At 48.3% G+C, this 13,410-nt stretch carries 9 protein-coding genes and 1 rRNA gene; 1 reads left to right on the forward strand and 9 read right to left on the reverse strand.

The genetic code is table 11. The features are described 5' to 3' along the window. Nucleotides 1-13: 13 nt before the first annotated feature. The 3 genes from HII30_RS00005 to gyrA form a co-directional block, all read right to left on the reverse strand. A 16S ribosomal RNA gene (locus HII30_RS00005) occupies nucleotides 14-1,335 on the reverse strand. Nucleotides 1,336-1,630: 295 nt separating this feature from the next. Then, nucleotides 1,631-2,743, reverse strand: a complete 1,113-nt coding sequence (locus HII30_RS00010; RefSeq protein ID WP_169502882.1) for an HD-GYP domain-containing protein — start codon at nucleotides 2,741-2,743, stop codon at nucleotides 1,631-1,633. 165 nt (nucleotides 2,744-2,908) lie between these two features. Then, nucleotides 2,909-5,416 carry a DNA gyrase subunit A gene (gyrA, locus tag HII30_RS00015; RefSeq protein WP_169502883.1) on the reverse strand — a complete coding sequence of 836 codons (2,508 nt, stop codon included), beginning with the start codon at nucleotides 5,414-5,416 and terminating at the stop codon, nucleotides 2,909-2,911. A 398-nt stretch (nucleotides 5,417-5,814) separates the two neighbouring features. Between gyrA and HII30_RS00020 the strand changes: the two genes are divergently transcribed. After that, complete coding sequence (locus tag HII30_RS00020) at nucleotides 5,815-6,591, forward strand: YheC/YheD family protein (RefSeq protein WP_169502884.1); 777 nt, start codon at nucleotides 5,815-5,817, stop codon at nucleotides 6,589-6,591. 67 nt (nucleotides 6,592-6,658) lie between these two features. On the opposite strand, the gene gyrB is transcribed toward HII30_RS00020, so the two are convergent. From gyrB to dnaA, 6 genes are all read right to left on the reverse strand, one after another. Beyond that, the gene (gene gyrB, locus HII30_RS00025; protein ID WP_169502885.1) at nucleotides 6,659-8,569 is read right to left on the reverse strand and encodes a DNA topoisomerase (ATP-hydrolyzing) subunit B; all 1,911 of its coding nucleotides are present in this window, start codon (nucleotides 8,567-8,569) and stop codon (nucleotides 6,659-6,661) included. Between the two features lie 24 nt (nucleotides 8,570-8,593). Further along, a complete protein-coding gene (gene remB / locus HII30_RS00030; protein ID WP_169503242.1) occupies nucleotides 8,594-8,845 on the reverse strand; it encodes an extracellular matrix regulator RemB in 252 nt (83 codons plus the stop codon). Between the two features lie 12 nt (nucleotides 8,846-8,857). After that, nucleotides 8,858-9,970, reverse strand: a complete 1,113-nt coding sequence (gene recF, locus HII30_RS00035) for a DNA replication/repair protein RecF (protein ID WP_169502886.1) — start codon at nucleotides 9,968-9,970, stop codon at nucleotides 8,858-8,860. 56 nt (nucleotides 9,971-10,026) lie between these two features. Continuing rightward, on the reverse strand, nucleotides 10,027-10,242 hold the full coding sequence (yaaA, locus tag HII30_RS00040) for a S4 domain-containing protein YaaA (protein WP_169502887.1): 216 nt from the start codon (nucleotides 10,240-10,242) through the stop codon (nucleotides 10,027-10,029). Between the two features lie 42 nt (nucleotides 10,243-10,284). After that, nucleotides 10,285-11,427: a DNA polymerase III subunit beta gene (dnaN, locus tag HII30_RS00045; protein ID WP_169502888.1), complete on the reverse strand. Its 1,143-nt coding sequence runs from the start codon at nucleotides 11,425-11,427 to the stop codon at nucleotides 10,285-10,287. Between the two features lie 197 nt (nucleotides 11,428-11,624). Beyond that, nucleotides 11,625-12,968, reverse strand: coding sequence for a chromosomal replication initiator protein DnaA (gene dnaA, locus HII30_RS00050; RefSeq protein ID WP_169502889.1), 1,344 nt, complete (start codon nucleotides 12,966-12,968; stop codon nucleotides 11,625-11,627). Nucleotides 12,969-13,410 lie beyond the last annotated feature (442 nt).

Below are 13,410 nucleotides of genomic sequence, written 5' to 3' on the forward strand. Positions count from 1 at the left end.
CGATTCTCCATAGAAAGGAGGTGATCCAGCCGCACCTTCCGATACGGCTACCTTGTTACGACTTCACCCCAATCATCTACCCCACCTTCGGCGGCTGGCTCCCTTGCGGGTTACCCCACCGACTTCGGGTGTTGTAAACTCTCGTGGTGTGACGGGCGGTGTGTACAAGACCCGGGAACGTATTCACCGCGGCATGCTGATCCGCGATTACTAGCAATTCCGACTTCATGCAGGCGAGTTGCAGCCTGCAATCCGAACTGAGACTGGCTTTTTAGGATTCGCTCCAGATCGCTCCTTCGCTTCCCGTTGTACCAGCCATTGTAGTACGTGTGTAGCCCAGGTCATAAGGGGCATGATGATTTGACGTCATCCCCACCTTCCTCCGGTTTGTCACCGGCAGTCACCTTAGAGTGCCCAGCATGACCTGCTGGCAACTAAGATCAAGGGTTGCGCTCGTTGCGGGACTTAACCCAACATCTCACGACACGAGCTGACGACAACCATAAGGGATGTCAAGACCTGGTAAGGTTCTTCGCGTTGCTTCGAATTAAACCACATACTCCACTGCTTGTGCGGGTCCCCGTCAATTCCTTTGAGTTTCAGTCTTGCGACCGTACTCCCCAGGCGGAATGCTTAATGTGTTAACTTCGGCACCAAGGGTATCGAAACCCCTAACACCTAGCATTCATCGTTTACGGCGTGGACTACCAGGGTATCTAATCCTGTTTGCTCCCCACGCTTTCGCGCCTCAGCGTCAGTTACAGCCCAGAGAGTCGCCTTCGCCACTGGTGTTCCTCCACATATCTACGCATTTCACCGCTACACGTGGAATTCCACTCTCCTCTTCTGCACTCAAGTTTCCCAGTTTCCAGTGCGACCTGAAGTTGAGCCCCAGGTTTAAACACCAGACTTAACAAACCGCCTGCGCGCGCTTTACGCCCAATAATTCCGGACAACGCTTGCCCCCTACGTATTACCGCGGCTGCTGGCACGTAGTTAGCCGGGGCTTTCTTCTCAGGTACCGTCACTCTTCTAGCAGTTACTCTAGAAGACGTTCTTCCCTGGCAACAGAGCTTTACGATCCGAAAACCTTCATCACTCACGCGGCGTTGCTCCGTCAGACTTTCGTCCATTGCGGAAGATTCCCTACTGCTGCCTCCCGTAGGAGTCTGGGCCGTGTCTCAGTCCCAGTGTGGCCGTTCACCCTCTCAGGTCGGCTACGCATCGTCGCCTTGGTGAGCCAGAGGAGCAAGCTCCCCATCAAGTCCGCTCGACTTGCATGTATTAGGCACGCCGCCAGCGTTCGTCCTGAGCCAGGATCAAACTCTCCAATAAGGGTAGTTCGACTTGCTCATTTCAAAACTGACGAGATATTACTATCTCATGTTTGATCTTGCTAAAAGCAAGATCGGTTTAACTCACTCGTTGTTCAGTTTTCAAAGATCAACTTCTTCAATGTTGCTTGGCAATCTCTCGCTTCAGCAACTTTTATAATATATCACGTTCTTACTTATTTAGCAAGCTTTTTTTTATTGAAAATTTCAAAATGCAATGCTGTGATATATTAGATCCGCTTTAAGCGGCAAAAAATAATATATCACAGCATTAAGTTAGCAGTCAACCTCTATCGTTAGGAAATTACTTCCTCTATGAACAACTGGCGCTGCTGCATGAGATTGACTATATTTCCATTGATCGAGACCATAGGTCTTGTCGGGTTCTGGCTGTCGGTAAATACAATCTCGCCCACTTCGTTTGAGCTCAGTCTCACTCTCGTACCATTGTGCAGTGCCGTTACCTTATGGATAAAGGTCTGGACAATAACCGGATCCAGTTTCCCGAAAGCTTCCAATTGAATTTGCTCCATAACAGCATAAGGGGATTGGGCATTACCGTAAAACTTATCCAGCGTCATCGCATGAAAGATATCTGTGATCGCTACGATTTTCGCATAGATATGAATCTTGCTGCCTTCCAGTTTTAAAGGATATCCTGATCCGTCAATCTTCTCATGATGCTGTAGTGCTGCAAGACGAACACCTTCATTCACGGCAGCCACATTCTTCAGAATCTGATAGCCGTAGGTGGTATGCTGGCGCATCTCTTCATTTTCCTCAGGGGAGAGCCGTGTGGGTTTATTGAGCAGCAGCGGATCAATCTTTGCGTTTCCGATATCATGAAGAAGTCCAGCAAATGCGACTTGAATCCACTCCTTCTGAGGCAGCCCGATCCATTGTGCCAGCTTATATGAAGAAAGTGCGCACAATACAGCATTATGAAAACGGTAATCGTTACGGCTGGTCATCCGGGGTGCGAATTTTAACACAGCAAAATCCTTCTGGTGCGCAAGCAAGCTTTCCATCTGTTTGCGGACTTCATAAATACGAATTTCCCCGGCGATGGCAGACTGAAAACTGCTTTTCACCAAAGACAGCATCTTATCATACTCGTCGTGCAGGGGCTGATCCTTTCTTGGAAGGCTGTCTTCTGAACTAGACGCTCCTTTTGGATCTGAAAACAGGAGCGACGGCTTCTGTCCTGCTGATTTAATCGTCGGTATTTTTCCGGAATCCCCTTCTGCGCCTTCAATCTCAACCTGCTGTACCATAAAAGCTTTTAACACGTCCAGTTCTCTGGGCAGAAGAATCTTGCCTTTTTGCAGCAGGACGCCTCCCAGAGGTGTATGTACATCTTGGGTTAGTTTAACCCCGGCTTTTAAATCACTAACGGATTTGATCGTCATGATTGAACCTCTCCATCTGATCTGTCAGGCTGATCAAAGCCCTTAGGCAGACAATATTTTACTTATTTGCTCCATATCATATTACTTCAGTTGTAGGTGCCTGTACAAGATCTGAATAAAAGAAAGCATGGATGCCTTTGTGCACCCATGCTCCAGTCTTGTTGTCTATTCCGTCGAATCATTGTCGATAGATGGTTCTCCGCCTTCTTCACCGGCTTCAAAACCTTCTTCATCCAGAAGATCCGGCTCATCACTCTTATCCACCCGACAAACGGTCGCAACCGTATCGTCTTCACGAATGTTGATCAATCGAACGCCTTGAGCATAACGTCCCATTGTCGAGATACCGTCCATGCTGGTACGGATGATGGTGCCGCTTGCCGTGATAATCATCAGATCCTCTTCTGATTTTACAACTTTGAGGCTGACCACAGGGCCATTCTTCTCCGTAATGCTGATCGTTTTAATCCCGCGGCCGCCCCTTGTTTGTGAACGGTAATCCTGTGCTGGTGTACGTTTCCCAGAGCCTTTGCTGGTAACAATCAGCACATCAAGCTCTTTATCCACTACATCCATACCGATGACAGTGTCTTCCGTGCCCAGGGTGATCCCTTTGACACCTGTAGCGCTCCGTCCCATAGAGCGGACATCACTCTCTTTGAACCGGATGGACATGCCCATTGCGGTTCCCATGATGATCTCCTGCTGCCCATCGGTCAGCTTCACATCGATCAGGGTATCGTCTTCACGAAGGTTAATCGCGATCAGGCCGCCTTTGCGAATATTCACATAATCCTCAAGCGGTGTTTTTTTCACAATGCCCTGCTCTGTTGCAAAGAACAGATAATTATCATTTTCGAAGCTCTCGACCGGTATGACCGCATTGACCGTTTCTCCCTGTTCGATTTGAATCAGATTGATAATCGGTGTTCCGCGCGCCGTCCGGCTGAGCTCCGGAATTTCATACGCTTTTAACCGGTAAGCCTTCCCTTTATCGGTGAAGAACATGAGATAGTGGTGAGAATTTGTCACGAACAGATGCTCCACGAAATCCTCGCTCTTCGTTCCCATGCCAACGACACCGCGGCCCCCTCGCTTCTGGCTTCGATACGTATTGGCCGGAAGACGCTTGATATATCCAGTGTGGGAGATCGTAATGATCACTTCTTCACGAGGAATGAGATCTTCATCCAGAATGCTGTCTTCCCCTACCGTAATTTCAGTGCGGCGCTCATCATTAAAGCGGTCTTTAATCTCCTGAAGCTCATCACTAATGATCTGCAGCACGAGATGTTCATTCGCCAAAATTTCACGCAGCTCCGCGATTCTCTTCTGAAGTTCCTGATACTCATTCTCGATCTTCTCACGTTCCAAACCGGTCAAACGCTGGAGACGCATATCCAGAATCGCCTGAGCCTGCTCATGGCTGAGTCCGAAACGTTCGATCAATCCTTCACGAGCGGCTTCAGTCGTCTGGGAAGCACGAATCAATGCGATGACTTCATCCAGATGATCCAGAGCAATCCGCAGACCTTCGAGAATATGAGCACGAGCTTCTGCCTTTCTAAGGTCAAACTCCGTACGCCGGCGAATGACGACAACCTGATGCTCCAAATAATGATGCAGCACATCACGGAGATTCAGGATCTTCGGTTCATTATTTACAATGGCCAGCATGTTGATGCCGAAGTTGGATTGCATTGCGGTATGCTTGTACAAGTTATTCAGCACGACGTTCGGATTGACATCCCGTCTCAGCTCGATGACAATACGCATTCCGTTCCGGTCAGACTCATCCCGCAGATCCGTAATTCCGTCGATCCGCTTCTCACGCACGAGTTCGGCAATTTTCTCTACCAGCCGAGCTTTGTTGACCTGATAAGGAATCTCATGAACGACAATACGCGCTTTCTGATTGTTCTCCTCAATGGTCGCCTTGGCACGCATCGTGACAGAGCCGCGGCCGGTCTGGTAGGCCTGCCGGATTCCTGAGCGTCCTACAATATATCCTGCGGTCGGGAAATCAGGGCCTTGAATATAATCCATCAGCTCCATTGGCGTAATATCCGGATTGCGGATCATGGCCTGGACGCCGTCAATCACTTCACCAATGTTATGAGGCGGAATATTGGTCGCCATACCGACGGCAATACCCGAAACCCCGTTGACGAGCAGATTTGGATATCTTGCGGGGAGAACCACAGGCTCATGTTCTTCACCATCATAGTTAGGTGCAAAATCAATGGTTTCTTTATTAATATCCCGCAGCATTTCCATCGCAAGCTTGGATAGACGAGCTTCTGTATAACGCATGGCTGCCGCCATGTCGCCATCAATGGAACCGAAGTTCCCGTGACCGTCGACCAGCATATACCGCATGGAGAAGTCCTGCGCCATCCGCACCATAGACTCATACACCGCAGAGTCGCCGTGTGGATGGTACTTACCGATTACTTCACCAACAATCCTTGCGGATTTTTTGTACGGTTTATCCGGGGCCATACCGAGTTCTGACATTGCAAACAAAATACGGCGGTGAACCGGCTTCAAGCCGTCCCGCACGTCCGGCAGCGCCCGGCTGACAATGATACTCATCGCATAATCCATAAAGGATTCGCGCATCTCCGTACCGATGTCCCGATCTTTGATTTGGGAGAAATTTTCTTCCGCCATGCTGGGCCTCCTTCATTTTCCTATCAACCATGCCTTCATCTATGTGAAAAAAGCAGAATAGTAATTACGATAACGTCCAGTACATCATTAATTATATTACTTTCACAAAAAGAGTACAATTAAACGTCACAGCTGTGCAGCTTGTTCAATCTGTACTTTTTGTCCCCGGACTAGGGATACGCCCTGCCTTTCATACACACTTACACATACAATGCAAAGCAAAGGATTATAAAAATCATCATGAAGCCTACAAATCTTCACATCTTTATATTATACCATTGTTTCCGGCCCTTGTCCTGAGTTTTCAGGGTGCCCTTTGTGAAGGGGATGATTTTTGATGTTCATGTTGAATTCAGATAATCGCCTGACCCAAATGAAACCGGAAAGGATGAATACGGTTGACTGTACAACGCGTTTCAAGCAAGTGGGCCAAGACGACGATCCTGCTCAAAAATAAGGGTTTGGCCTCCTACGTACCGACTACCCGACTGTACTCGCTCGATGAGCTTGCATATATGCTGGAGACGCATACGCTTGTCTATATCAAGCCGGACCGGGGTACTTACGGTAATGGAGTCATGTGTGCGGAACGGGTAGCTGTTGATGAAGGCGGCGACAAAGAAAGCGTTCATTATATTCTCCGGTATGAAACCAAGACCGAGCAGTATGCTGATCTGGAACAGCTTCACCGTGCGGTCTCTCTTCTCTGCCAGGGAAAAGAATATCTGATCCAGCAGGGTATCCGGCTATTAAAATACAAGGGCTGTTCCTTTGATCTGCGCGTGCTGGCACAGCGGACGCCCCTGGGCAGATGGGAGAGCACCGGCATCATCGGACGTGTCGCAGCCTATCAGAAAATCGTAACTAATCACCACAGCGGCGGCACCGTCAAGCATTACAAAACCCTGATGGCTGAGCATATGAATGCAGATGAAGCGGAAAATATCCGCAGAGAGTTAAAAGATCTCGGTGTCAACGTCGCCTATCAGCTGCAAAAGCAATATAAAGATCTAAAGGAAATTGGCCTGGATGTCGCCATTGATGACCGCTGGAATATATGGATTCTGGAGGTCAATACCAAGCCGGCGCTCTTTCCATTCAAGAAATTTTTCAAAAACAAAGACATTTACCGCAAAGTTAGAAAATATGCCCACGCCTATGGACGTAAGGTTTAGCTGTAGTGCAGACGTATAAAAAGCGTGCCCGTTCCTCATCGGAGCCGGCACGCTTTGTGTGTAGTCATTAAACGTCCAGATTCCGGACGGTTTTGGCATGTTCCTGGATAAAGTCACGCCGCGGTTCTACATTGTCTCCCATCAGGGTATCAAAGATACTGTCTGCGAGAATGGCATCTTCAATGGTAACCTGCAGCATGGTGCGGCTTTCCGGATCCATGGTAGTTTCCCACAGCTGACCGGCGTTCATCTCGCCAAGTCCCTTGTATCGCTGGACATTATACTTGGCGTTCTCTCCAAATTCGCGGATAATTTCTTCCCTCTCTTTCTCAGAGCCGGCATAGCGCACAACTTTGTTTCGCTCAATCTTGAAGAGCGGAGGCTGTGCGATATAAATATATCCCGCTTCCACGATTTTGCGCATGTACCGGTAAAAGAACGTCAGCAGCAAGGTCCGGATATGCGCACCATCCACGTCAGCATCGGTCATAATGATGATTTTGTGGTAACGGGCCTTGTCGAGATCGAAATCATCAGCAATACCAGTTCCCAGTGCGGTAATGATCGCGCGAATCTCTGCATTGGACAGAATGCGGTCCAGCCGCGCTTTCTCTACGTTCAGTATTTTGCCACGCAGCGGCAGAATGGCCTGGAAGTGGCGGTCCCGCCCCTGTTTGGCAGATCCGCCTGCCGAGTCACCTTCGACAATGTACAGCTCACTGATCGAAGCATCCTTGGAAGAACAGTCCGCCAGTTTACCGGGCAGTGCGCTGACTTCCAGTGCGCTTTTGCGCCGTGTCATCTCACGGGCTTTACGAGCGGCTTCCCGTGCCCGTGAAGCCTGAAGTGATTTCTCCAGAATGCGTCTGGAGACCGAAGGATTTTCCTGCAGGAACTCCTGCAGCTTCTCGGCGAACAAAGATTCCACAATTCCCCGTGCCTCGCTGTTACCCAGCTTGGTTTTCGTCTGACCCTCAAACTGCGGTTCCGGAATTTTGACGGAAATGATAGCCGTCAAGCCTTCACGCACATCGTCTCCAGTCAGATTGGCACTGTTATCCTTAATCAGACCCGTTTTTCGGGCATAATCATTGATGATACGGGTCAACGCACTTTTAAAGCCAGATTCATGCGTACCGCCTTCATGGGTGTTAATGTTGTTCGCGAAAGAGTAAATATTCTCGGTATAGCTGTCGTTGTACTGAAGCGACACTTCCACCTGAATGTTATCCCGGGAACCTTCCACATAGATCGGTTCTTCATGCAGCGCTTCCTTTTTCTCGTTCAAAAACTTCACATATTCGATAATCCCGCCGTCATATCTAAAGCGGTTGCTTGCACCGGTACGCTCATCGGTTAACGTAAGCGCAATGCCCTTGTTCAGAAAGGCCAGCTCGCGGATCCGGGTCAGGAGCGTTTGATAATTATATTCTGTGGTTTCCGTAAAGATCTCGGGGTCTGGCTGAAAGGTTACCGTCGTTCCATGATCATCGCTTTCTCCAATGACCTTGATTTCATACTGGGGTACTCCCCGATGGTATTCCTGCTGGTAAATATGGCCGTCGCGTTTCACCTGAACAACCACCTTGGCAGACAGCGCATTAACAACCGACACGCCGACACCATGCAGTCCGCCCGATACCTTGTATCCGCCGCCGCCGAATTTACCGCCGGCATGCAGCACGGTCATCACGACTTCCAGGGTCGACTTCTTGAGCTTTGCGTTCTCACCGACAGGGATGCCGCGCCCGTTATCAATAACCGTGACACTGTTATCTTCATGGATAATGACCTCGATATGATCGCAGATACCTGCCATCGCTTCATCGATGCTGTTATCCACTACTTCCCATACCAAATGATGCAAGCCCTTTTCACTGGTGGATCCGATGTACATACCCGGACGCTTCCGGACCGCTTCCAAACCCTCCAGTACCTGAATCTGGTTCTCATCATAAGTCGGTTGATTCATAGACATGCCTTCACCTACTTCTACAGATTGTTAAGCATTTGCAATAAATAAATTTGCTCGTTTCTTGAGCGTTGCGGAAGAAATGGGAGAATAATAAACGATGCCTTTGGTGACGACAATGGATTTGGGATCTTCCTCACCAATAAATTCAACTACCTTGCTCTGTCTGGCATGCGTAATGAACTGCTTGGAGACCTTTGAGGATTTCTCAATCGAAATATCAAAGATGCCAACCAGCTCCGAGGAACGGATAATCTTTTCGCCACCCAAATGAATATAGATCGGAATCACTCCTTAAGCGTCAACCTGTCCGCTGTGAACCTGAAAAATGCGGGCATCCTTTAATTTATCAGCATTGAGGCTTTCCACCCCTGTTGCCGTTATGAAGGTCTGTACCTTGCTTTGAAAGGTTTCGATCAGCTGTGTCTGACGATAGGGATCCAGCTCTGACAACACATCGTCCAGCAGCAGGACCGGGTACTCTCCGATTTCCTCCTGGATCAGTTCAATTTCCGCCAGTTTCAGAGACAGTGCGGTCGTCCGCTGCTGGCCCTGGGACCCGTATATCTGAACTTCATTGCCGTTTATATAAAAGGCCAGATCGTCTCGATGAGGACCTGCCAGCGTTATACCGCGCCTTATTTCTTGGTCTTTCACTTGTGATAATTTTATCATAAAAGCCTCAAATAAGACAGCTTCATCTTCTTCCTCGGGATCGGAGAAAGACGGGATATACTGGAGTTTCAATTCCTCAAGCCCGTTGGTGATCCCCTTGTGGATGTATTCCGCCCATTTTTGCAGCTTTTTTATAAATTGTTTCCTCTTCTTGACGATTTTAACACCATGCTCGATCAGCTGGGCATTCCAGACATCCAGCATCGCCTGCTGGGAGGCTTCCTTGCCCCACAAGGTTTTCAGCAGATTGTTACGCTGCACGAGTATCTTCTGGTACTGCTGAAGATGAAACAGGTAGCTTGGAGTCACCTGCCCGATTTCCATGTCAAGAAACCGGCGGCGGACCCCCGGCGTTCCTTTTACGATCTCCAGATCCTCTGGTGCGAACATGACCACATTGAGCGAACCGATGAAGTTGCTCAGCTTGCGCTGCTCGAGACCGTTGATTTTGGCTTTTTTGCCTTGATGAGAAAGAGACAGCTCCAGCTTCAAGCTCCCGTACTTCCTCTCTATTTCTGCCGCAATGTGTGCATAGCTGCTGTCAAAAGCAATAAGCTCCTTATCTTTGGAGGTACGATGGCTTTTGCTCAGTGCAAGAACGAACAGGGCCTCCACCATATTGGTTTTGCCCTGTGCATTTTGACCGATGATTAAGTTGACGTCTCCAAAGGAGTCCAGCTGCAGCCGTTCATAGTTGCGGTAATGCTGCAGGCTGATGTTGTTCACAAACATGCTTGTCCACTCCTTACTCTTGCAACACACCCGAGCGAAAAGCGTGCGTTCCCCTCTTATTCTGCAGCAATTTTGAAGGTACCGCAATCCTCGACCTGGATGATATCTCCGGGATACAGTTTGCGTCCGCGGCGTTCTTCCTTTTCGTTATTCACAGAAACCATGCCCTCCTGAAGCAGTGCTTTGGCCATTCCGCCTGTGGATACACAGTCTGCCAGCTTCAAGAAGGAATCAAGCTTGATATATTCGCTGTGGATCGTGATCGACTTCATCTCTTCATGTTCCTTTCAAGTTCCCGATCTTTGGGATTTCCTTTAGTTCGTTGTCCGGTACGGCAAAATAATATACATGCTCCGGCTGTCGTCCATCGGCTTGAGGATGATCGGGCTCATCACCCCTGTAAAGGCGATCATCAGCTGTTCGCTCTCCACAACCTTCAGCACATCCAGCATATATTTGGAGTTAAACGAGATTTTTAAAGGCTCCCCTTTAAAATCAGCCAGCTCCAGCTCTTCACGAACCTTACCAAGCTCCGAAGAACTGGATGAAATCTCGATACCCCCGTTTTCTATCGTCTGCATCCGCACAATATTTGTTTTTTCCTCTTTTGACAGCAAATAAGCACGATCGATGGACTCACTCAATTTTTTCGTGTCCAAAATGAGTTCTGTTTTGTGGCTGGTTGGAATAATTCTAGTAGTGTCCGGATAAATACCGTCCAGAATCCGGGAATAAAACAGGACACGGTCTATTTTGAACAGCACCTGGTTATCTGCAACGACAATATCGACCAGCGTATTCTGGTCAGGCACGATCTTGCTCAGCTCGTTGAGCGTCTTGCCGGCAATGACGATGTTATTAAATTTAACCTCGCTTGTGCCGTCCATTTTGGCGGAACGTGTGGCAAGGCGGTGGCGGTCTGTCGCTGTAAATTTGAGCTCATCATCTGCCAGGTTCCACAGCACCCCGGTCAAGATTGGAGTCGTTTCATGTGTGGAAATGGAGAAGACGGTCTGCTTGATCATATTCTTCAGCAGATCACCCGGTACGGAAATGCTGTCACTGTCATCCAGGCTAGGCAGCACCGGAAACTCCTCCGGATCCAGGCCTACCATCTGAATTTCAGTCGCACCTGCAGAAATAAAGGTTTGGAAATTGTCCTTAACCTCCATCTGCACTTCCTGTGAAGGGAGCTTTTTGATGATCTCCACGAAAAACTTAGCCGGAAGCACAACACTGCCAGGCTGCTCCACCTGTACAATAGTCTGCTTCTCATCCTCTGCCGGTATAAACGATTGGATCGATATATCCGTATCACTTGCGGTCAGTGTAACCCCCTGATGATTAACGTCCAGCTTGATGCCGCTCAAAATCGGAATGGTCGTCCGGCTTGAGATTGCTTTGGAAACATGCTGAATAGATTCGTTCAAAAAGGTTTTTAGGATACTGATTTTCATAGTTTCACTCCTTGCGGATTTTGGAAGGTTTTAAGTTGACGGCATGGCCGTAATTCACGGACTGCTATAAGGATAATCTTTATTAATTATTAATAGTAATAGTAGTAGGGGCACTGAATATGTGGATAAGCCCGCTGAAGCCCATAAAATTAAGCCTATCCACATGTGTATAGATTGTGCATAGGCTTTTAACTTGTTCAGGTAGGATTTTTGATTTTCTCTGTAAGGTTGTTGATAACTTTAAAGAGCTCCTGGTCTACTTTTAAAGCTTGAGTGATCTTCTCATGCGCATGGATGACGGTGGTATGATCACGGCCTCCGAATGCTTCCCCGATTTTAGGCAGGGAATAGTCCGTCAGCTCACGGGACATGTACATGGCAATCTGTCTCGGAAATGCGACGGCTTTTGTTCTTTTGCGCGCCTTAAAATCCTCCAGACGCAGATTGTAGTACTCTCCCACCCGCTGCTGGATATCCTGAATTGTAATGATGCGGGGACGGCTGGATGGAATGATATCCTTCAGCGCCTCTGCGGCCAAATGTGTCGTTACATCCTGATTCGTTAGTGAGGAATAGGCAACAACGCGAATGAGCGCCCCTTCCAGCTCCCGGATATTCGTGTCGATCTGATTGGCGATATACATCATCGCTTCATTCGGAATATCCAGATTCTCGGCCTTCGCTTTCTTACGGAGAATGGCAATCCGTGTCTCCAGATCCGGCGGTTGAATATCTGTGATCAGTCCCCACTCAAAGCGGGAACGGAGCCGTTCTTCCAAGGTTGGAATCTCTTTGGGCGGCCGGTCACTGGAAATGATGATCTGTTTCCGTTCCTCGTGCAGGGCATTAAAGGTATGGAAAAACTCCTCCTGCGTGGACTCTTTACCGGCCAAAAACTGAATGTCGTCAATGAGCAGAATGTCGACATTGCGGTATTTGTTGCGGAAGCTTTCCGCCCGGTTGTCACGGATGGAATTAATAAATTCGTTCGTGAACTTCTCGGACGAGATATAAACGACCTTGCTGCTGGGATTATGCTCCAGAATATAGTGCCCGATCGCATGCATCAAATGCGTTTTGCCTAGTCCGACGCCGCCATAAAGAAACAGCGGGTTATAAGCTTTCGCCGGTGCTTCTGCCACAGCCAGTGAGGCAGCATGAGCAAAGCGGTTCCCTGAACCAATAACAAAGGTATCAAACGTGTATTTCTGGTTCAGCATATGGGACTGAATTTCATCACTGGTTACTTGCAGGGCCGGTGCAGGCTGCTGCGGTGCGGGCTCGGCTGACTTTACCTCTTCGATCACAAAGCGTACATCCACCTGTTTGCCCAGCACTTCATAGACAGTAGAGCTTACCAGCTTGGTATATCGGCTCTCCAGCCATTCCACGGCGAACGTGGTCGGGGCGGAGATGACAACGGAGTGATCGTTCAGCGTCATCGCTTTCGTAGCTTTAAACCAGGTATCGAAGCTGGGCTTGCTCAACTTGGTTTGAATTATCGATAATATCTGCTGCCATAGTTCGGAATGGCTTTCCAAAACCGTCACTCCTTTAAATCTCGCAAATCCGGCCCTTGGGCCGATGAAGAATGTCGAAAGAAAATGAATGTTGTAGATTTATCCCCAGAGTTAGACTTCTATAAAAACAAAAAAAGCTGGATAAATTGAAATTGTTCACAACTTTATCCACAGCCTGTTGATAATATAAAGGGTACATTCACATATTCACATCCAAAAGTAATATCATCATAGCAAAAGAGTGGCATGTTTTCAATGGATGCAGAGATTTTATCCACAAATTCAAGACGTTGTGCATAATTTTTATTCACACCACTATATATTGTTTATAAACTGTTCAGGTTTCGACAACATACGCACCTAGGCGATAAAAATTATGCACAGCTTTTCCGGAATATTAGGCGAAATAATTGTGAAACTGTCGGGTTGTGGCTGGTGGATGGCGGGAGATGCCTGTGGGTAA

This window comes from Paenibacillus lemnae, assembly GCF_012933385.1.
Classification (GTDB): Bacteria; Bacillota; Bacilli; order Paenibacillales; family Paenibacillaceae; genus Paenibacillus_AQ; species Paenibacillus_AQ lemnae.